The 20,712-nt window shown below is 55.0% G+C and carries 21 protein-coding genes; 7 read left to right on the forward strand and 14 right to left on the reverse strand.

Going from position 1 to position 20,712, the window contains the following annotated elements; all coding sequences use genetic code 11:
- Window positions 1-14: 14 nt before the first annotated feature.
- From MKZ79_RS06895 to MKZ79_RS06915, 5 genes are read right to left on the reverse strand one after another with little or no spacing between them, the layout of a single operon-like run.
- On the reverse strand, window positions 15-5,564 hold the full coding sequence (locus MKZ79_RS06895) for an AAA family ATPase (protein ID WP_336140874.1): 5,550 nt from the start codon (window positions 5,562-5,564) through the stop codon (window positions 15-17).
- Window positions 5,561-5,947, reverse strand: coding sequence for a response regulator transcription factor (locus MKZ79_RS06900; protein WP_336140875.1), 387 nt, complete (start codon window positions 5,945-5,947; stop codon window positions 5,561-5,563). Before MKZ79_RS06900 ends, MKZ79_RS06895 begins: the two co-directional genes overlap by 4 nt.
- 33 nt (window positions 5,948-5,980) lie before the next feature.
- Window positions 5,981-6,235 carry a DUF1427 family protein gene (locus MKZ79_RS06905; protein ID WP_336140876.1) on the reverse strand — a complete coding sequence of 85 codons (255 nt, stop codon included), beginning with the start codon at window positions 6,233-6,235 and terminating at the stop codon, window positions 5,981-5,983.
- Window positions 6,229-6,489, reverse strand: a complete 261-nt coding sequence (locus MKZ79_RS06910) for a DUF1427 family protein (RefSeq protein ID WP_336140877.1) — start codon at window positions 6,487-6,489, stop codon at window positions 6,229-6,231. Before MKZ79_RS06910 ends, MKZ79_RS06905 begins: the two co-directional genes overlap by 7 nt.
- A gap of 53 nt (window positions 6,490-6,542) precedes the next feature.
- Complete coding sequence (locus MKZ79_RS06915; protein ID WP_336140878.1) at window positions 6,543-7,235, reverse strand: hydrolase; 693 nt, start codon at window positions 7,233-7,235, stop codon at window positions 6,543-6,545.
- A gap of 328 nt (window positions 7,236-7,563) precedes the next feature.
- On the opposite strand from MKZ79_RS06915, the gene MKZ79_RS06920 reads away from it, so the two are divergent.
- Genes MKZ79_RS06920 through MKZ79_RS06935 form a run of 4 tightly spaced genes read left to right on the forward strand, consistent with a single transcriptional unit; the run spans window position 7,564 to window position 12,330 of the window.
- On the forward strand, window positions 7,564-9,441 hold the full coding sequence (locus tag MKZ79_RS06920) for an amidohydrolase (RefSeq protein ID WP_336140879.1): 1,878 nt from the start codon (window positions 7,564-7,566) through the stop codon (window positions 9,439-9,441).
- Window positions 9,442-9,443: 2 nt separating this feature from the next.
- On the forward strand, window positions 9,444-9,860 hold the full coding sequence (locus MKZ79_RS06925; protein WP_336140880.1) for a DoxX family protein: 417 nt from the start codon (window positions 9,444-9,446) through the stop codon (window positions 9,858-9,860).
- On the forward strand, window positions 9,847-11,472 hold the full coding sequence (locus MKZ79_RS06930) for an MFS transporter (protein ID WP_336140881.1): 1,626 nt from the start codon (window positions 9,847-9,849) through the stop codon (window positions 11,470-11,472). The genes MKZ79_RS06925 and MKZ79_RS06930 overlap by 14 nt, the downstream gene beginning before the upstream one ends.
- Before the next feature lie 36 nt (window positions 11,473-11,508).
- Window positions 11,509-12,330, forward strand: coding sequence for an alpha/beta fold hydrolase (locus tag MKZ79_RS06935; protein WP_336140882.1), 822 nt, complete (start codon window positions 11,509-11,511; stop codon window positions 12,328-12,330).
- Between the two features lie 84 nt (window positions 12,331-12,414).
- Here the strand turns inward: MKZ79_RS06935 and MKZ79_RS06940 are convergent, their stop codons facing one another.
- Window positions 12,415-12,903, reverse strand: a complete 489-nt coding sequence (locus MKZ79_RS06940) for a GNAT family N-acetyltransferase (RefSeq protein ID WP_336140883.1) — start codon at window positions 12,901-12,903, stop codon at window positions 12,415-12,417.
- Between the two features lie 85 nt (window positions 12,904-12,988).
- Between MKZ79_RS06940 and MKZ79_RS06945 the strand changes: the two genes are divergently transcribed.
- Window positions 12,989-13,924, forward strand: a complete 936-nt coding sequence (locus MKZ79_RS06945) for a LysR family transcriptional regulator (protein WP_336140884.1) — start codon at window positions 12,989-12,991, stop codon at window positions 13,922-13,924.
- Between the two features lie 21 nt (window positions 13,925-13,945).
- On the opposite strand, the gene MKZ79_RS06950 is transcribed toward MKZ79_RS06945, so the two are convergent.
- The 4 genes from MKZ79_RS06950 to MKZ79_RS06965 form a co-directional block, all read right to left on the reverse strand.
- A complete protein-coding gene (locus MKZ79_RS06950) occupies window positions 13,946-14,980 on the reverse strand; it encodes a hypothetical protein (protein WP_336141371.1) in 1,035 nt (344 codons plus the stop codon).
- A gap of 78 nt (window positions 14,981-15,058) precedes the next feature.
- On the reverse strand, window positions 15,059-15,565 hold the full coding sequence (locus tag MKZ79_RS06955; RefSeq protein WP_336140885.1) for a surface-adhesin E family protein: 507 nt from the start codon (window positions 15,563-15,565) through the stop codon (window positions 15,059-15,061).
- Window positions 15,562-16,167, reverse strand: coding sequence for a hypothetical protein (locus MKZ79_RS06960; protein WP_336140886.1), 606 nt, complete (start codon window positions 16,165-16,167; stop codon window positions 15,562-15,564). Before MKZ79_RS06960 ends, MKZ79_RS06955 begins: the two co-directional genes overlap by 4 nt.
- A 183-nt stretch (window positions 16,168-16,350) precedes the next feature.
- Entirely contained in the window at window positions 16,351-16,914 is a 564-nt protein-coding gene (locus MKZ79_RS06965; protein WP_336140887.1) for an Ail/Lom family outer membrane beta-barrel protein, read from the reverse strand.
- 1,309 nt (window positions 16,915-18,223) lie between these two features.
- Between MKZ79_RS06965 and MKZ79_RS06970 the strand changes: the two genes are divergently transcribed.
- The gene (locus MKZ79_RS06970; protein WP_336140888.1) at window positions 18,224-18,598 is read left to right on the forward strand and encodes a SymE family type I addiction module toxin; all 375 of its coding nucleotides are present in this window, start codon (window positions 18,224-18,226) and stop codon (window positions 18,596-18,598) included.
- Window positions 18,599-18,660: 62 nt separating this feature from the next.
- Here MKZ79_RS06970 and MKZ79_RS06975 read toward each other — a convergent pair whose 3' ends face one another.
- From MKZ79_RS06975 to MKZ79_RS06990, 4 genes are all read right to left on the reverse strand, one after another.
- The gene (locus MKZ79_RS06975; RefSeq protein ID WP_336140889.1) at window positions 18,661-18,993 is read right to left on the reverse strand and encodes a hypothetical protein; all 333 of its coding nucleotides are present in this window, start codon (window positions 18,991-18,993) and stop codon (window positions 18,661-18,663) included.
- Window positions 18,994-19,014: 21 nt separating this feature from the next.
- Window positions 19,015-19,251, reverse strand: a complete 237-nt coding sequence (locus tag MKZ79_RS06980; protein WP_336140890.1) for a hypothetical protein — start codon at window positions 19,249-19,251, stop codon at window positions 19,015-19,017.
- 414 nt (window positions 19,252-19,665) lie between these two features.
- Window positions 19,666-20,154: a hypothetical protein gene (locus MKZ79_RS06985; RefSeq protein ID WP_336140891.1), complete on the reverse strand. Its 489-nt coding sequence runs from the start codon at window positions 20,152-20,154 to the stop codon at window positions 19,666-19,668.
- Window positions 20,155-20,248: 94 nt separating this feature from the next.
- Window positions 20,249-20,458, reverse strand: a complete 210-nt coding sequence (locus MKZ79_RS06990) for a hypothetical protein (RefSeq protein ID WP_336140892.1) — start codon at window positions 20,456-20,458, stop codon at window positions 20,249-20,251.
- A 29-nt stretch (window positions 20,459-20,487) separates the two neighbouring features.
- On the opposite strand from MKZ79_RS06990, the gene MKZ79_RS06995 reads away from it, so the two are divergent.
- Window positions 20,488-20,703 (forward strand): hypothetical protein, encoded by a 216-nt coding sequence (locus tag MKZ79_RS06995; RefSeq protein ID WP_336140893.1) that lies wholly within the window; start codon window positions 20,488-20,490, stop codon window positions 20,701-20,703.
- Window positions 20,704-20,712: the final 9 nt, after the last annotated feature.

Consider the following 20,712-nt stretch of genomic DNA (forward strand, 5'->3'; position numbering starts at 1 on the left):
TGCGGGAGGCCTTTTCAGACGGCAGTAGCTTCGCCCAGGCGCAGCGTAAACCAGAACAGGCTTCCGCCTCCCTGAGCGTTTTCCGCGCGCAACACGCCGCCGTGGCGCTTGATGATTTCGTTACTGATGGTCAGCCCCATTCCCATGCCTTCCGCTTTCGTGGTGTAAAACGAATCGAATATCTTGCCGATCACCTCGTCAGAGAGGCCCGTGCCGTTATCGGCCACCGCGATACGGATAAGGTCGCGGGTGGGATGGGAAGAAGATATCCGCAGCACGCGCGCGCCAGGATTCTCCTCCATCGCTTCGATGGCGTTTATCACCAGATTAAGCAGCACCTGCTGGATCTGGACGCTCTCGCAGCAAACCAGATCGTTTTCCGCCTTCAGATCCAGCTCCAGAGAGACGTAGCGGCGCTCCAGCTCCAGGCGGGTCAGAATTAATATATCCCGCGTAATCAGATGCAACCTGGCCGACGTAAACCCGGTGACCTGGTTACGCGTCAGCGCCTGCAGGCCGCGGATAATATCGCCGGCGCGGCGGCCTTCCCGAATAATCTCTTCGATGCTCTGGCTGGCGTTTTTCAGCTGCGCGGGTTCACGCTTCAGCCAGCGCAGGCTGGCGCCCGCGTTAGCCACGATAGACATCAACGGCTGGTTGATCTCATGCGCGATGGCGGAAGTGAGCTGGCCTACGGTGGTGGCGCGCGCGACGCGGGCGAGCTCCGCCTGAGCGATCCTGACCGCATCCTCGGCTTGACGCTGCGCCGTGATATCCGTCAGCGTGCCAAAATACTCGGCCACCTCCGGCCAGTTGTCGTTCGGCTCCCCGATCCCTTTGATATAGCGGCATTCGCCGTTGTCGCGAATAATGCGAAATTCCGCCTGCATCACCACGCCGTCGCGGACGCTGTTTTCAATCAGCTCCCTGAGACAGAGAATATCGTCCGGATGAACGCGGCTCTGGAACTCCGCCATCGAGGTGGTGGTCTGCGTCTCCGGCAGTCCCATGATGCGTTTATACTCATCGGAGATATATTGAATATCGGGTTCAAGATGCCAGTGCCAGGTGCCGGTATGGCTGATTTTTTCGCCCAGCATCAGCGAGGTCTGGCTGGCCCGCAGCTGCTTTTCGATTTTGCGACGCTGATTGTTCTCGTCCACCAGCTCGGCGTAGAGGCGCGCCGTCTCCAGTGAAACGGCGGCCTGCGCGCCAAGCATCGACACTATCCTTGAGTGATCGGCGGTAAACACATCGGGCATCAGCCGGTTTTCCAGATAGAGCACGCCGACCAGCTTCCCCTGTCTGAACATCGGCACGCACATCACCGCCGCGCCGGACGCCACCAGATAGTTATCCTGGCTGAAGGGACTGAACACTTCCGGTTTTCCGGTGCGGATCTCCTGACCGGTGCGGATCACCGCGGCTAAAACCGAAAGCGGCAGATCGGTCGCGACCGGCAGCTCGCGGACAATTTTGACCTGCACGCCTTCCACGGTGGTGGAAGCTCTCGCCTGAATTTCCGGAATATTGCCCTCGGTCAGCCGGATCAGCATGCAGTGCTGCGCGCCAGCTCGCTCAACCAGCATCACCATCAGAATATGGATCAGGCGCTCCAGATTGATCTCTTCCGTCAGCGCCCGCATCACGGTAACCATGCTTTGCAGATCGCTGCTGGTGGCGCTTTGCTCAAAAGAGACGGTGCTCAGCGCGGTCTGCGTATGATGGGCGACGAGAGCAGGATAGTCCCTTTCCAGCTGGCGAACCCTGGCCTCCGCGCCCCAGCGTTCCCAGCCTGAAATCGCGCCTTTCATATAGGCTTCTGCGGCAAACGGCATCTTGTTAGCCCAGGCCATACGCGCCGCCAGCTCACAGGCCAGCCCGTTGATATGATGGAACTGCCCTTCGCGCGACAGCGTAATGGCTTTTTCATACTGTTCAGACGCCAGCGCCGTCTCGCCTTCCAGACGAAACAGCTCGGCCCGCAGCAGCGCCTCTTTGTCGGCAAAGGTTTTCGCGTTTTCATTCGTCCAGGTGACGAGCTTATCGAGATGGGGTTTTAACCGCAGACGTAACGGATCGTCGATTGTCCCGGCCGCCAGCGGGACGGTCACGGCCAGCGCGCTGTACAGATGGAAGTCGAGCATATGCACATGGCCCGGAATAAGCGTGGTGAAGGCTGACGCGACGGTGAAACAGTGCTCCGCCAAAGCGTATTCGGCAGCGAAAAAGTGCGCCATGCCTTTATAAAGCCGCGACCAGAACTGCATCAGATACATCGGCTCCACAGCGTTTTCAGGCTTGACCACGTCCAGCTCAGGCGTCAGAAAATCATTGCCTGAAAAGAGCACGCCCCGGGGTTTACGCAGAAAAAGCACGTAGTCCAGCTGCATGCCCAGAATGACTTCCACATCGCGATACTGCGCTTTTCGCGCGAACAGCAAGCCGCGCGTGATGGAAGTGTGCAACCCATCCAGATGATCGCCACGGGCGAGAGAGTTCATCACAATATGGCGCAGCGCCAGACAGGCGGAAGTGCGATCCCCAGTTTCCACCGCGACGTCGAAGGTTTCCTTCGCCCGATCGATGGCGTAGCTTAGCGGCATCGTCCAGACGCTGACCTGATCGAGCGGCATCAGCGTGCGCGCTTTATAGCTGATAAAGTCATGTTTATACATCAGCTCGCGAGCCAGCAGCGAGCTGGCGAATCCCCGGCTGTATTCATCATACTGATCGCCGCACGCCACGCCGTACCAGGAGAGCGCGAGCGTGGAAGCGCCGCTCAGGCCGTGCGCCATCGTCAGATGAAGCAGTTTACACAGGATGATAAAGTGCAGGCGCGGATTGATAAAAGCGGCAAAGGTACTGGCGCTGGCCATCAAATCCATCACGGCTTGCGTTTTTTTACAGGTCAGCCGCGGGAGTGAACGGAAGCGGGTATAGGGATTTTTACCCACATCCTCCTTCAGCCGCAGCCTCGCCTCGTCGCACTCTTGCTTGTCGGGAAAGCGGTTCAGCTGGATGCCAAACACCGCAAGCCACGCCAGCGCCGTTTCCAGCGCGAGCTTTCCGTCCGACTGGCGCATATGAATTTCAGCAATCAAACAGGCTGCTTCCGCTTTATCGGTTATCTCGCCGGGCGAAGCCTGAATTTGCAGGCTCAGCGACAGCGCAACGGGCAGGTTGCCGTTGAGAAACTCGCATTCCGCCTCTTCCAGCAGCAGCTCCCTGCTCTCTTCCTGACCGGCGCGCAGCGAGCGGGCTTTCTGCAGGTAGCGGAGCGCCGAAACATAATCGCCAATGAATTTAGCGCGCCTGCCCGCTTTCAGCATTAACTGGCCGAATTTCTCCGCATCCGGCGCCAGCCGCGCCCTGTTTTCGAGGGTGAGCAGATGATGCGCCGCCCTGAAGAGCAGCGCATTGCTGAGATCAAGGCTGGAGGCGCGCATATAGTAGAGCGCTGCGGCGTAGTGACAGGCCTCTTTCTCCCCGGCGTCGCAAAGGTTGAGCGCCGCCTGATGCATGGTGTCATGCATAAAAGCGTAACTTGTTTCGCTAAGCGAGATCAGCCGGGAGGTCACCGCCGGCAGCAGCAGTGCAACCAGCTCGGGAACGGGAAGATGAAGGATATTGCTGACCACCTCCAGCTCTGCCGTATTGCCCAGCGTGGCCAGCTGCCCCAACAGGTGAAGCGTCGGATGCGGCAGACTCTCCATATGCGGCAGTACGCAAGCCGCCACGTTAGCCGTGAAGGGACGGTTTCTGAGCGCCTGGGCGTCGTAGCTCCAGCGGGAGGACGCCGCATGGCTAATAAAACCATCCCGTACGGCCTGGCGATAAAACTCCTGCGTGGCGAGCGGATTACCCGCCGTTTTTTCATGGACGATCTGCGCCAGCTCCGCCGTCGCCGCGCTCCGCGTGTGGAACAGTCTGGCCAGCCAGCGGGCAATATTTTTTTCCGTCAGGGGTTCAGGCGAGATATCGACGATGCGGTTGGCGCAGTGCCGAAGGCGATGCAGGCTGGCGGTGGTAGCGGGACAGAGGCTTTCCCGGTGCGAAATCACCAGCAGCAGAGGAATATCTTCACTCAGACTGAACAGATTCTGCAGCAGCAGCAGCGTGGCGCGATCGGCCCAGTGAACGTCGTCAATCAGCATCACCAGCGGACGGCCCGGCGCGCTAAAAGCTTTGACCAGTCGACAGGCCATCAGGTTAAAGCGATTTTTGGCTTCCATCGAGTGCGTGTTCAGCTGCACGGCGGCCTGCTGGTTAAGCAGAACACTGAGCTCCGGCACCAGACTTACCGCCAGTCCGGCATACTCGCCCAGCAGACGCCTGATATGCGCCTTCCAGCGCGCCACGTCGGTCGCAGGCAGACCGAGCAGATGCAGCGTCAGCGCCCGGAAAGCGGCGGTGAAAACAGCGTAAGGCAGGACGGGCGAATACTCCTCCGCTTTCACCACGGTCAGCAAAGCGTTTCTGCCGCGCAGCAGCTTAAGCGACGACGCGATCAGAGAGGATTTCCCCGCGCCGGGCGCGCCGCTGATGGCGACCAGACTATGTTTGCCGCTGCTGCTTACCTCGTCGAAAGCCGCCAGAATAGCGGCAGCCTGCGGATGATCCGTCCAGAGCGCATCGGTTGCGATCGTTGCAGGCGGCACATCCTGTAACCCCAGCGCAAAAGGTTCGATGCTGCCATCCGGCAGCAGATTGGATTCGCAGCGCCGCAGATCGGCCAGCAATCCTTCCGCGCTCTGGTAGCGCTGTTCCGGGGACTTGGCCAGCAGGCGTAGGATAATGGCGGAAAGCACCACAGGCACATCCTTGCGCAAACTGTGGGGCGGCAGCGCTTCCGAGGCGATATGGTGATGCACCCATTCGGCATGGCCGCCCGCTGCGCTGCCGTAGGGCAATCTGCCGGTCAGCAGCTCATACAGCACGATGCCAAAGCTGTAGAGATCGCTGACGCGACTGACAGGATGAGCCGCGCGGTCGGTGTGTTCAGGGGACATATAGGCCAGCGTGCCTGCCGTTACCGGCATTCGCGGCGTCGTCAGGCTATCCTTTTCCATTGAGGTTAGCCCAAAGCCGCCCAGGCAGACGCCGCCGTCATCGCTGTAAAAAAAGTTGGCCGGTTTGATATCGCCGTGCACCATTCCCTGCTGATGCAGCCTGCTCAGCGTGATGCAAAGCAGCGCCGCGCTGCTGAGAAAGTCGGCGATATCGCCTGGCGCGGCGGAGAGGCGTTCCGCCAGCGTATGATAGCTGAATGGTTTATACACCAGCGCGTAACGGCCCTGATACAGGGTATGGCGCCAGGGCTTTAGCGCCCAGCTTTCCGACAGCCGGTCGCGCAGCGAATACTCCTGTTTCAGCAGCTGCGTCACCTGAAAAACCGCTTCTTCTGCCGCTGCGGCCAGCACAAAGGTTTCACCTGAGCTGGCATTTTGGCACAGCAGCCAGTCAATATTGCCTTCCTGCGCCAGCAAGCGGAAAGCGACCTCTTCGGAGAGGATCAGCGCTTCTTTTTCTGGCCTGTTCAACGCCTGCGGATTAGTGCTCATTGGCGGGCTGCCTGTGAGGAAAACGCCTGACGAATATGTTCGAATAACGTATCAATTTCGATCGGTTTTAGCAAAAAAGCGATGGCGCCCAGCTCAAGCGCCCGGCGCAGCATCTCCTCATCGCCGTTGCCGGAGATAATAATGCCCGGCGGATTTTCGAGCCGACGGGCTAACTGGATGAACAGCTCGAAGCCGCTCATGCCCTGCAGTTGCACATCAATGATAAAAAGCGCGGCGTCGGCCATCGCCGCTTCATCATCAAGCAGAGATTCCGCCGACCCGAAGGCCTGCGTCCGGTAGCCTTCGGACTGAAGCAGGTTAGTCAACCCGCTGCGGACAGAACCTTCATCATCGACGACGACAATGCGCTGCGACAGCTGCATGCTGTTTTCCTTAAATAAAACTCGGGCGCTTCCTTAAGAGGGTTTATCACCTGAGGGCGGAGGAGTGTCGCCGATTTTATGGATATACTCGTGGCGAAACCAGCGCAGGTTAACCGGCTGGCGCTTAATCAGCCGTTTCGCCAGCGGGATCAGGTGTTCGCCAATCTGCATCCCGAACAGGCCCAGCAGCGCAATAACCGGCGGCGCCGGCGAGTTTACATCCAGCACGGCATAAATTACGCCGGCCAGCACGCCCACCGCCAGCGAGACGGAATAGGTTTTCAGCATGATCGGCCCGCCTCTCTGGTGATGAATGTCAGCGCAGCGGGCCGTTTTTCCGCGATTATCTCTGTTTTTTCGCCAGCCGAAAGCGAGGCGGTCGCCACAGGATGCAGCAGCTTGCCGCCCAGCGTACTGCCGACGATCATGCCCAGCAGACCAACCAGCGCTACCGCCGGCGGAGCCGGAGAGCGGACGTTGAGCAAGGCGTAAACAAGGCCAACTAAAATCCCCGCGCCCAGAGAGATCAATAATGGATTCACGGGTTCTCCTTATAGAGAAGGCTGGCCCGCCAGGGACTGGCCAGCCGGGCGGATTAGCGCACGTTGGCCGGAACCGGCGCCAGGGTACGATGCTCGCTCTTCTGACGCGAAGGCGCTTTATGCACCATGGTATAGGCGTAATCGACGCCGATGCCGTAAGCGCCCGAATGCTCTTTGGCGATATCCATCACCGCGTTGTAGGTCTCTTTGTGCGCCCAGTCGCGCTGCCACTCCAGCATCACCTGCTGCCAGGTCACCGGGATCACGCCAGCCTGGATCATGCGCTGCATAGCGAAGTCGTGCGCTTCTTTCGTGGTGCCGCCTGAGGCGTCCGCCACCATATAGATTTCATAATCGCCTTCCAGCATGGCGCACAGGGCAAACGTGTTGTTGCAAACCTCAGTCCACAGGCCCGACACCACGATCTTTTTCCTGCCGTTGGCCGCCAGCGCGTCGCGGACTTTCTGATCGTCCCAGGAGTTCATTGAGGTACGCTCAAGGATATCCTGACCAGGCAGCGCATCCAGCAGCTCCGGGAAGGTATGGCCAGAGAAGCTTTCCGTCTCAACGGTGGTCAGCACGGTCGGAATGTTGAAGACTTTGGCTGCCTTAGCCAGCGCCACCACGTTGTTTTTCAGCACCTGGCGGTCGATCGACTGCACGCCGAAAGCCATTTGCGGCTGCTGGTCGATAAAGATGATCTGGCTGTTCTGCGGCGTCAGTACTTCAAGTTTGCGATTGGTCATGTTTTTGCCCATTGAGGTTGAGGTGGCTAAGCTTTGTGGAAAGCTTTAACAGTATTAATTAACAGTGGCCCTGACACGCGGCGGTTGATGGCTCGTCCTGCTACGCTGACGTCAGCTAACTGTCTGAGCGCAGTCTATAAACCTTTTTTTCAGCAAACTATTATCTATAGGTATACCTATACGAACGTATAAGTATCCCTTTGTATAACTGGACGCTTTCCGGCTCGCCTGAGCATAATCCCGCCATCAATTATCCTGCGTTTACGGCAGGGCTACTCTCTGTCCGCGATGCTCTTACCGCTTCGGACACTTCACTCCAGGAGATCCTATGGTTACCCTTGGCAAAGCCGATGTGATTCTTACTAATGGCAAATTTCACACTGTCGATCGCGAAAACCCGGTCGCCGACGCCGTGGCTATCCGCGACGGTAAATTTCTGCAGGTGGGCAGCCAGGCTGAGGTCATGCAGTATCACTGCGAAGGCACCAAAGTTATCGACCTGAAAGGCCATACGGCCGTGCCGGGCCTGAACGACTCGCACCTGCATTTGATCCGCGGCGGCCTGAACTACAACCTGGAGCTGCGCTGGGAAGGCGTGCCTTCCGTCGCCGACGCGCTGCGGATGCTTAAAGAACAGGCGTTACGCACGCCTTCGCCGCAATGGGTGCGCGTGGTCGGCGGCTGGACCGAGTTCCAGTTCGCCGAACGCCGTATGCCAACGCTGGATGAGATCAACGAAGCGGCGCCGGACACGCCGGTGTTTGTGCTGCATCTCTACGATCGCGCCCTGCTCAACCGCGCCGCGCTGAAGGTGGTCGGCTACACCAAAGAGACGCCGAATCCGCCGGGCGGCGAAATCCAGCGCGACAGCAACGGCAATCCGACCGGGATGCTGATTGCCCGGCCAAACGCCATGATCCTCTACGCCACGCTGGCGAAAGGGCCGAAGCTGCCGCTGGAGCAGCAGGTAAACTCCACCCGCCAGTTTATGCGCGAGCTGAACCGTCTGGGCCTGACCAGCGCCATCGACGCGGGCGGCGGCTTCCAGAACTACCCGGACGATTACGAAGTCATCGCCGAGCTGCACGAGAAAAAGCAGATGACGATCCGTATCGCCTATAACCTGTTTACCCAGCGGCCAGGCCACGAGCTGGAAGATTTTGAAAAATGGACCGATATGCTGACGCCTGGCCAGGGCAGCGACTACTTCCGCCACAACGGCGCGGGCGAGATGCTGGTCTTCTCCGCCGCCGATTTCGAAGATTTCCTGGAGCCGCGCCCGGATTTGGCGCCGGGTATGGAAGATGAGCTGGAGCGCGTGGTGCGTCACCTGGTTGAACATCGCTGGCCGTTCCGCCTGCACGCCACCTATGACGAATCGATTAGCCGTATGCTGGACGTGTTCGAAAAGGTTAACCGTGATATTCCCTTTAACGGCCTGCACTGGTTCTTCGACCACGCCGAAACCGTTACGCAGCGCAATATCGACCGCATCAAGGAGTTGGGAGGCGGCATCGCGGTACAGCATCGCATGGCGTTTCAGGGTGAATACTTTGCCGAACGTTACGGCATTGAAGCGACCCGCCATACGCCACCGGTAGCGCGTATGCTGGAAACCGGCGTGCCGGTCGGCCTCGGCACCGACGCCACGCGCGTGGCGAGCTATAACCCGTGGACGGCGCTTTACTGGCTGGTTTCCGGCCGTACCGTGGGCGGTATGCAGATGTATGACGTCAACGCTCGCCTGGATCGCGACACGGCGCTGATGCTGTGGACGCAGGGCAGCGCCTGGTTTTCCAGCGAACAGGGGAAAAAAGGACAAATCAAAGCCGGACAGCTGGCCGATATGGTGGTGCTGAGCAAAGACTACTTCAGCGTGCCGGAAGAGGAGATCAAGGGGATCGAGTCCGTGCTCACCGTTGTGGACGGCAATATCGTTTATGCCGCTGGCGCCTTCAGTAGCGAAGCGCCGCCTTCTATTCCTGTGCTGCCCGAATGGTCGCCGGTGGTAAAAGTGCCTGGCCACTACCGCAGCGCGCCGCCGACCGCCGCAACCCGTGCCGGAATGCAGCAGATGCCTCATCAGTGCAGCGGCCCGTGCGGCGTTCACAGCCACTCGCACGATATCGCGCGCGGCGCCAGGCTGCCTGTCTCCGAGGAGAACGCCTTCTGGGGCGCGCTCGGCTGCAGCTGCTTTGCGTTTTGATCATGAGAACGTTAACTCAGCCGCCCCGCGTTGATGCGGGGCTGTTCTTCCTGCGCCTTACCGGCTGCCTGCTGCTGCTCTACGTACACGGCCTGCCGAAGGTATTTCACTTCAGCGAAGAACTGTTACGCATCGAGGATCCCTTTGGCTTCGGGCCTTATCTGAGCCTGCTGCCCGCTATTTTTGCCGAAGTGGTCTGCCCGATATTTATCCTGCTCGGCCTCTTCGCCCGGCTCGCCTGCCTGCCGATTATCGGCGTGCTGCTGGTGGCTATGGTGGTGGTGCATCCCGGCTGGAGCCTGGCGGAAGGTCAGTTTGGCTGGCTGCTGCTGATTATTTTCACCACGCTGGCCATTACCGGCCCGGGCCGCTGGCGCGCAGGCTTCCCGTATAAAGAGGTTCGCTATGGCGCAGGTTAACGAAATCAATAATGTTGTTCAGGAAGAGGCGACTGGTCACGCGCCAGCGGCGTCGCCCTGGCAGCCGCTGCGTCAGCCCGTGTTTCGTCTGCTTTGGATAGCCACGGTGGTGTCCAATATTGGCTCATGGATGAACGACGTGGGCGTGAACTGGACGATGCTGACGCTCAGCGCCGATCCGCTGAACGTTGCGCTGGTGCAGGCGGCAAGCAGCCTGCCGATGTTTCTGTTCGCCCTGCCCTCTGGCGTGCTGGCAGATATCATCGACCGGCGCAAATACCTGCTCTTTTCCCAGCTGTGGGTATTTATCGCCGCTGCGGGTCTGACCGTGCTCTCTTTTACCGGACAGGTCACGCCGCTGATGCTGCTGATAGCGGCTTTTCTGATGAGCGCCGGCGCCGCGATGAGCTCGCCGCCGTTTCAGGCCATCGTGCCGGATTTAGTGAAAAAGGAGGAGCTTGGCGCGGCGGTGGCGCTCAACTCGTTGGGCATTAATATCAGCCGCGCCATCGGGCCGGCGCTCGGCGGGCTGATCCTCTCGTTCGCCGGCCCGTGGATGGTATTTTTGCTCAACGCGCTGTCCGTTTCCGGCGTCGCGTGGGTGCTCTATCGCTGGAAAGCGGAGCCCAACGTGCAGCGCCTGCCGCCGGAACACTTCTTTTCCGCCGTGCGCGCGGGCCTGCGCTACGTGCACGCCGCACCGGTGCTGCGCAACGTTCTGGTGCGCACCGCGGCCTTTTTTGTCTTCGGCAGCGCCGGCTGGGCTTTGCTGCCGCTGGTCGCGCGCCGCGAGCTGCATCTTGGGCCAGGCGGCTACGGCATTATGCTGGCTTTTATCGGCGTCGGCGCCATCTGCGGCGCCATCCTGCTGCCGCGACTGCGTCAACGCTTTAATCCCGATCGGCTGATGACGCTGGCCAGCCTGATGTTCGCCGCCACCATGCTGGCGCTGGCGTTTATCCGGCATTTCTGGCTGCTGAACGCTTGCGAGTTCTTTACCGGGTTTGCCTGGATTACGGTGCTTTCCACGCTGAATGTGGGCGCGCAGCGCAGCGCGGCGAAGTGGGTGAAAGCCCGCGCGCTGGCCGTCTACCTGACCGTATTCTTTGGTGCCATGACCGTGGGCAGCGCCGTTTGGGGACAGCTCGCTTCCCATTACGGCATCCCGGTTTCGCTCTGCGTGGCGACGCTGGGGCTGGCGCTGGCCTCTCTTACCGCGCTGCGCTGGCGTCTGGATAAAGATCCCGATTTGAATCTGGATATCAGCGAGATGGGCGAACCCGTGCCGACACTGGATATTCATCACGATCGCGGGCCGGTACGGGTCAGCTATGAATACCGCATCCCGAAGGAAGAGGCGCGCGCCTTTACCCTCTGTATGCAGGATATGCGGCGCGTTCGCCGTCGCGGCGGCGCCATTAACTGGGCCGTCTATGAAGATATCCTGCAGCCCGGCATCTTTGTCGAGACATTTGTGGTGGGCTCGTGGATGGAACATCTGCGCCAGCTTGAACGCTACACTATGAACGATCGCAAAATAGAGCGCCGCGTCTACGCTTTCCATCAGGCCGAACAGTTGCCGACCGTACGTTACCTGGTCGCGCCTGAATAGCCGTTGTTTTTTATCCAACATCACAAGGAAACAACCATGAGCACGATTAAAACCGCTGACGGCACGCAAATTTATTACAAAGACTGGGGCACTGGTAAACCGGTGCTGTTCAGCCACGGCTGGCCGCTGGACGCGGATATGTGGGACAACCAGCTAAACTTCCTGGCGGAAAAGGGCTATCGCGTTATCGCTTTCGATCGCCGCGGCTTCGGGCGTTCCGACCAGCCCTGGACAGGCTACGATTACGATACTTTCGCCTCGGATATCAATGAGCTGGTTACCAGCCTCGATCTGCAGAACGTAACGCTGGTGGGCTTCTCGATGGGCGGCGGCGACGTGACGCGCTATATCAATAACTATGGCACTTCACGCGTGGACGGCCTGGTGCTGCTGGGCGCGGTAACGCCCATTTTTGGCCAGAAAGAGGATTATCCGCAGGGCGTCGACAGCTCGGTCTTCGCCGGTATTCAGGAAGGGCTGCGTAAAGATCGCGCGCAGTTTATCAGCGATTTCGCCACGCCGTTTTACGGCACTAATGCCGGGCAAACCGTCTCTGAGGGCGTGCTGACGCAAACGCTGAATATTGCGCTGCTTGCTTCGCTGAAAGGCACGCTTGACTGCGTCACGGCGTTCTCCACCACGGATTTCCGTCCGGATATGGCGAAAATCGACGTGCCGACGCTGGTTATCCACGGCAGCAATGACCAGGTCGTGCCCTTCGAAACCACCGGTAAACTGGCCGCGGAGATGATAGAAGGCGCGCAGCTTAAGGTCTATGACAATGCGCCGCACGGCTTCGCGGTTACGCACTCCGGGCAGCTAAGCGAAGACCTGCTGGCGTTTCTGCAGTCTCTCTGATTGCCGCTGATCGGCCGCACGCTACTCCTGAACCGGCCAAACGGCCGGTTTTTAGCCTGTAGCCCGCGCTTTGTTATTGCCCGCTCAGAGCGTTTCGCGCAGGGCGAATTTCTCCAGCGCCGGGCCGTCGAGACGATAGCGCACCCACTCCGCCAGCGGCAGCGCATCAATACTCTGATAAAAATCTTTCGCTGACTGATCCCATTCCAGCACGTTCCACTCGATACGGCTGCACTGCCTCTGTACGGCAAGCTGAGCGATATAGTGCAGCATCGCCTTGCCTGCGCCCTGCCCACGATAATCCGGGGTAAAATAGAGATCTTCCATATTCAGGCTGTAGCGGCCCAGCCAGGTCGAATAGCTCATTGAGACAATGGCGTAACCCGCGACACGCCCTGCAATTTCGCAAATGTAGGCTTCCGCCGTGGTTTGCGCAGAAAACAGCGACTGGCGGAGCGTATCGATATCCGGCACCGTCTCTCGCGGCGCTTCCCGGTAGACGGACAACCCGTTGATCATGTTATGAATGGCATCCGTATCTTCCGGTCTGGCCTGCCGAATAATCACACTCATAAAATTTCCCTGATCCTGATAATTTGATGCCTGTCAGGATAATCGGTATCGTCCAATGAATTAAGTGCAATAAAATCAATAAAGGATGAATTTCATGCATCATGCGCTGCGCCGACTGGATCTGAATCTTCTGCCGGTTTTCGATGCCGTGTTTCGACATCGTTCCGTCCGGCTGGCCGCGATTGAGCTTTCCATGAGCACCTCTGCGCTGAGCCACGCTTTGACCAGGCTACGGGAGTGTCTGCAGGACCCGCTTTTCTACCGCGACGGACATAAGATGTGCCCGAGCGTTTACGCCTGTCAGCTTGCGCCCGCTATTGCTGAAGCGCTGATCGCATTAAATCAGCATCTCAGCCCTGTTCAGCCGTTCGATCCCTCCACCAGCGACGACTCTTTTCGTATCGCCGTGACGGACTACACGGCCTTTTGCGTGTTTCCGGGACTGATGAATAAGCTGCAAAGCGTTGCGCCCCATCTGAATTTTGAACTGCGCTATTTACCTCATAATCCCGCCCTGACGGAATTGTTGGCTGGCGAGATCGATTTGGCTTTGAGCTTCAGCGAGCCCGAAGAACCGGTTCATCCGGATCTTGAAGAAATGGATCTGTTCAGCGATGAATTTGTGGTGATCGGCAATAAGAACCGCACCAGCCTGACGCTGGAGGAGTATTTGTCCTGCGGACATCTGGTGGTGACGCCCTGGAATGAAAAACAGGGGCTGCTGGACACGCATCTTGCGCGGGCAGGTTTAAAGCGCCGCATAACCATTAAGACGCCCTCTATGCTGAGCGCGCCATTTATTATTGCGGAAAGCGAGTTGCTGATGGCGATCCCCTCCTTTGTCGCCGGTAAAATTGCGCGGGCAACAGAGGTCACTACCTTTAAATTGCCTTTTAGCGCGCCCAGCTTCACCGTAAAAATCTATTCGCATAAGCGCAGCGGGAAAAGATTACCCACCGACTGGCTCAAGGCGCAGATCGGCGAAAGCGTCAGTGAAAAGGGATTTTGTCCGCCCAGCTAAACCGGGATTTCAGCTTAACGGCTACGCAGATTGTTCTTCGCGAGCAAGGATCGTCGCCAGATAGTGCTCAAGGTGATGGCGCTGTAAATAATCCCGAACCTCTCTTTCCCAATCCTTGCCATCAAGTATGGCGCGACTACAGGTAACGGCGCGGGTATAGCGGGTGTCGTACAGGTTTATCAGCGTCTTGTTGATAGCATTAATATTGATGCCGCCTGGTTTTTTCTGCTGCAGCGCCAATGAGCGAAGAACTCGATCCTGCGCCTCTTTATCAGGCGTATAAACCTGCTCCTGAATCTGGCTCAGCACCAGAAACTGAGGCTGTACGCCTTCTGCCAGCGCCGCCTGAAGCCGGTCATGCCCATCCAGAATAACAAAGGAAGCCAGCCCGCCGATAAACCAGACCAGCACGGGCGGTAAAACGCCCTCGCGGCTTTTTTTGCGCCACCATTTTACGCGTCCGCTATCAGGATCGACCGGGTAACGGGCCAGCAGTAAATAACCTCCCCACCACCAGTCGACCAGCTTAACTTTTTCCGGAGCCTGCAGATCCGGGAAATCCTCGCTGTAGAGCGTCCAGCTTATGCCAGCCTGCTCGCTGCAGGCGGGCGTCTGAAAGCGCCATTGTTCAAAGGGAAGCCGTTGGTTAAGCACACAGGGCGCTGCTGGCTTAATTTGCTCCATGGGCCTCAGCAGCCAGCGGCCCGGCGCTATCAGTGGCGTTGGGCGCGCCAGCTCTCGTGCGAAATAACGACACCAGTGACCGATCCAGTTTTCTCTGCCCGCCCGCTTCGCGCTTTCCACCTCGGCTGAATTAATAGCCGGCAGCAGTAGCTGCTGAGCGGGATGATCGGCGTTAAACACCAGCCATACACCGCCATGGTTTTTTAGCACCGTCGCCCAGAACAGCGGCTTGCCGTTCACCTGCAAAGTCATGCGCCCATGATGGCCGCTTTGCATCTCCATCGCCTGCCCGTCACCCTGCCTGACCTGCAGCTCCAGACCCTGCCAGCGACTATCGCGGTCGAGAAAATCTTTCCACCAGTAATGCTTCATCATATTCGCAGTAAGCTGCCCTGAACGCTGATTGTTTTACGCCAGCCGTTCTTCGTCTGGCCGTACAGGCCGCCTGAGTTATTGAAAATCCCCCAGAACCATTTTCCGGGTATCCGGCGAGGGTTCTGGTTTTAAGGATTCAGCCTTAATCAGACAGACGCTGCTGGCGACAATACCAAACAAAGAGTTTTCAGGAAAAGATTCCCACTGACCAACGGGTTTCCGTTTGGCGATGGCTTCGCCTGCTCCCCAATATTCAGAGAGATAGATCCGCTCGAACAGCGCTCGCTCTTTTGTATCGCAGTTAACAACGTTAACCACGCGAGAGCTGGCAATCCATAAGGACGGATTTTTTATAGGGGTTGGCGGAAGGTAGTTATTCACCGTATAAAAGCGGCGCAGACGCGTATTGCCATGATAAGCGGAAATAGTCCGAAAATCGACATAGGTTCCGCCGGTTTTGTCTTCCAGAAGCGGCATAAACCCCGCTGGTCGGGCTCCCTGCACAGGCGCATCTGTCTGCTTGTGGCTGACGCAGCCCGCTAGCAAAACGATCGCCAGGTAAAGCAAAGCGCGCCCTGTCATTTCGTTATCCCGCTAAGATCCGGCCGCAGTGAGCCAAGCACTTTGTTATCAACACTGCCCTGTACGGAACAGAGCAATTTAGTTTTGCCATTGCTGACGCTTAGCAGCGCCACTTTTTCTATAGTGCCTTTGGCTGGCGCGATGCCGCCTGCGGCGCCGGTATTTATTTTCCACTCTTTATCTTCGGGTTTTTTGATCATGGCGTTGGCGCTAAACTCATCCTCCTCCTGGTGCCAGTTGACCTCAGGGAGCGCCGCCATAACAGCTTGCGGAGAATTATCAAAAACTAGTCCCCAGTAATAATATTTCCCCATGTCACCCAGATCGTTTTGCTGCACATAGTAACCGGAGGCGGCAAGGTCATCGATTTTTAAGGGCTCAGCAAACCAGACGGTGCCGTTATTTTTTTCAGGGGGAACAAACCACGTATGATGAGCGTTATCACTCTTAACAGGAGCAAGCTTTTGGATTTGATTTCTTTGCTCATAAAGCCTGTTAAAAAAACCACTATCACAGTGAAGCAGACTTTGCGCTAAAGACTCGGCGTTAACGACGCCCGGAATGCTGAGGGTAAAAAGAAACGGCAGAACAAATTTTTTCATAAAGCGTCCTTACCTGAGTTGACCATCCTGACCAGGAAGCGTTTCAACATGCTGTAAAACAGTTAACAACGCAGCGGAACAGATAATAGTTTCTAAAAAGGCAATCTTTATGCTCACGAGCGGATCGTCATAACTTAACGCCATCAGCCCCAACCGAAAAGCCGGGGCATGATTGGGTTAAGATCAGAAGCGATAGCCAAGACCGATATTAAAACCGTTCACCGCTACGTTTTCATTATACTTAACGCGAGTCCCTTCATAACCGATATTAACGGAAAGGTAGTCTGTCGGGTTGATAGCCACGCCAGCGCCCCAGGCAAATGACGTTTTGCTGTCGCTATACTCTTCTGTGTAGTCCGGAAGGTAAGTTGTTTTATCGTCTACTTTGGTGTGCGCCATACCCGCCAGCGCGTAAAGGCTAACGTAGTCATTGATACGGTATGCCGGGCCAGCCATAAGCGAATAATATTTTACGTCCGTCTTGCCTTTATAACCGTCGATTTCGCCAAACTCTTCTACCTGCTCAGAATAGCTGTCGTCACCTTTCATATAGGTAAAAGAGCCGATAACGCTGACCGGTGAATCCCACTCATAGCGATACTGAACGTTAACGCCGCGGATATTTTTAAAATCTTCAACCTTGCTCTGCGCATAGCCAACTGAAAGCGTATGGTTGTCCGCCAGTGCGCCAGCACTAACAAACAGACCGCTGCAAAGTAATGCCATAGCTGTAATTTTTAATTTCATTATTGAGTCCATTTTAATTAGATTAATTAAATCCCTGTTCTGTCGCACGGGATTATACTACCTGATTTATTGAGATGCTTTTGACAGAAGATATAAGCTTTCTGTTAAAACATGCTGAACAGAAATAAAAACCTCTTGCCCTTTTACTGATAGCGCATTGGCCAGGAAGTAATGGCTGCGGTGAACCTTGATAACGCTAAGCTCGTCCATGCATCCGAAAGCGCTAAAGCTGCCTTTCGTTTTCCACGCCTGACCATTAAAATGTAACAAAATGTACATAGCAGGTTTTTATGCGCACATTATGCATCCTGAGATGAAAACCTCAAGAAAAAAATGCAGAAAAACTTACAGAAAACTTACGTTACCTGTCCCCTCACTGGCGTAGATAAGTAGATTAGCTAATAAATAAAAGCTAATTTCCTGGTCGATTGCTGATCTGCGACAGGAAGCCGTGTAAATGGCCACCCTTGCTAACCACCAGTAATAACTCAATATAATCAATATTTTAATTCGTGCCCATATAGATAAAAAACCTGAAAGAATGATGATATTTTATACAGTTTCTTTTTTCAATCTTTGCGAAGCGGAAAGCCGAAGAGGATTGCTTAAATTTCGATTAACAATGGCGCATTCATTTAAAAAGCCACACTAACGGTTTGAGTTAAGTCAATAGTTAACGGAGCAAATTAAGAATAAGTACATTCGGGCACAGGTTTTCATCTGTAAGAGACATGAGCAAAAAATGGACGGCTGGCACAGGTAACTGACCAGGAAAATCAGCTTTCACAGACTCGCAAAAAGTGTTAGTCCGTTAAGCATTTATATATACGATCGCAATACTGCATGAAAGTGATGCAAGGCTTGATTGCTATGGTCGAGTAAAGGTCAACTAAGGTAATAGCTGCTTTTGAAGCAGAAACCACGGTAGACTGGCCTGGTATCTAACGCTAATAGTCTGCTTCAACTCTTCGCGCGGGTTGGCCGGGCTAATGCCCTTATCGTTGCCAGCCTTGAGAGATACATTATTAGCGGCGATTCACGCGGATATAGCTACCGCTTTTCAGGGCTATTTGTTGTCCGGGCATTGGGCTGCGGCGTGAAATAAATTAATTCATTTTGTGGAGATGTCTCGCATTTTCACAGCGTATTTTTAACGAGTTAATTTGCAGTAAGGTGTATATTTGAACAGGTAAAAGCAGAAAAAGAAGGACAGAAGGACAGAAGGACAGAAGAAATGATTTTAGCGCGGCGATAGTGGGTCGCACCCCTCTATCGCCGCTGACCACCACCAACTGACAAGGAGTTGATTATGGCTGAGCCACATCATAAGCCAGAGATCGCTACATCCACAACCCGCTCTTATACCGTGGGTTATGTCAGCGATGCGAAGTATCAGCCGCTGCCATCTATTCATCTGAAGGGGCACTGGCTGGGAGAAGTCGGGTTTGAAACGGGGACGCCGATTAACGTGCGGGTGATGCCGGACTGCCTGATTATTACCCGGCAGGAACCGCAGGCAGAGCCGCCCGCCGAACCGGAAGTGGTAACCACGCTGAAGCGTGCCTGTAAGAAGCTGTCGGCCCGCAAGCAGCGGGAGATTGCGGCGTTTATCCAGGCGATCGCCACGCCGCAGAAGCGGCCACGGAAGATCCCGGATGGAACGGTTGAGTGGCGGCCTGTTTAGGGTAATTGGCTGGTTATAGATTGATAATCCCGGCTCAGCTGTAGAATGACCGGGATTATAATTTAATTATCGTATTTAAAATCGAAGTTTATCTTAAGTGTTTCAACATCCACAGTTACTTTACAACCGTGCCAGAACGGCTTTTCCTGGGAATTAAAGTTAGCAACAAAATAATTTCTTAACTCGACAAGAAGATCCAGAAGATTTTCGCTTGCATTACCAGTTTCAGTTACCCAACGTTGATCACCATGCTTATCAACATAATCATAAGTAAATTCACCACAATCACTTTCTGGCTCTAAAGTCATATGCAAAATAATTTTTGTTGCATTCTCAGGTGTGATTGAGAGTAATACTGAACCGATATCATTGTATATTTCCTGGTCAGAACGCATTACTTACCTCCAGGTGCATTGTTAGTATCCGGGCGCCGTTTTCACATTGTTCTGCCGCGCCTTTTCTTCCAGCTGCGCCTTCGCCGTCGCCATCTTTTGCGGGTCCAGCTTCGCCTTCTCGCCCGCTATCTTACCCTCAGTCCTGACGATATCGCTGACCTGCAGGCCGATATCCTCCACCGCCTGCACCGTGTCCACCCGGCGCTGCTCTTTCTCCTTATCAAAGATTTTTTCCAGCCCAGGATTCGCATTTGTCACGTCGCGGCTCAGGTTAGCAACATCCTATTACTGGCTTTACTTATCGCGAATAATAATCAGCTCTTCACTCACAGCCGCTTTTGCCTTCTTAAGCTATTGCTGCTTCCAAATTTTTATCATATGAAAAAATTCAACCGCTGGCTTTAACTTATCGTAATCTTCCCGGTTGCATGAAGCAGCTTTGTTGCTATGTAATCGGTCATCGAATCAATTTATTTTCCGCATACTCATCAGAAATCCCTCCAAAAGTTTTATACTCCTTACATTTTTTAACGGCAATGGTAATAAGACGATCCCTAATTCGCCCGTACCACTTAGTGGGTTGTTCTCAACTGCAATGTAAACTAAAAGACTATCGTTAATATAGTAAATAACCACCCTACGTTATTTTGTAATTTCCTTTACTCTCACACATCATGACCCAGCGCTAATATTCCTCCTGGAATAAGTCACACTAAAAGTATCATACAATGATGCCAGCATATCTTTGAAAAAAGGATCTTGTACGACTTCATCATAGCGTTTATGTATTTTTGCAATCAATTCTTCTGAAAACTTCATTCTGAATTGTTCTTCACTGTATTGATATAGGCCATCCATCGCTGAGCCTAATACAGGAGCAGGCATATTTTCTACATGCGTCAATACATAATTTAGAGCATAGTCTTTATTAAGGTCAAAAAGATGCCCTAAACAAAGACTATCTAAATAAGCATCTCCCACAGCACTGGATAAAATAATTCTTTTGCACAAAAATTCACATGCAGCACCATCAATAAAATGTAGCTCTGTAAGCGCCGTTGCAGCTTCATCGAGAGGATTGTCAAAAGAATTGATATCCAGATAGCCATTATCTATATAGCTGGTTAACTCTTCAATCAATTGTTCTTTGGTTCTTGGCATTTTTATTTACCATTAAAATCATTCAGTAGTTAGTCTTGACAATTTTTTCTTTACATCAGACATCAATTTCCCGATTATCCTACTCTTCACGGAATCACTTGAACAATATACCATCTTTCTGAGATTTTTCTTCCACCTGCTTTTTTCCAAAAACCAGCTTTGTCTTCTCGCCCGCTATCTTACCCTCAGTCCTGACGATATCGCTGACCTGCAGGCCGATATCCACCACCGCCTGCACCGTTTCCACCCGGCGCTGCTCTTTCTCCTTATTGAAGATTTTTTCCAGCCCCGGATTTGCGTTCATCACATCGCAGATTAGGAACGCCGGTTAACATGCGGGTGATGCAGGACTGCCTGATTATTACCCGGCAGGAGCCGCAGCCGGAATTGCCCGCCGAGCCTGAAGTGGTGACCACGCTGAAGCGGGCCTGCAAAAAGCTATCGGCCCGCAAGCAGCGGGAGATTGCGGCGTTTATCCAGGCGATCGCCACGCCGCAGAAGCGGCCACGGAAGATCCCTAATAGGGTGATTGAGTGGAGATCGATTTGAGGTCAACAG

It is taken from the genome of Erwinia sp. CGal63 (genome assembly GCF_037026505.1).
Lineage (GTDB): Bacteria > Pseudomonadota > Gammaproteobacteria > Enterobacterales > Enterobacteriaceae > Erwinia.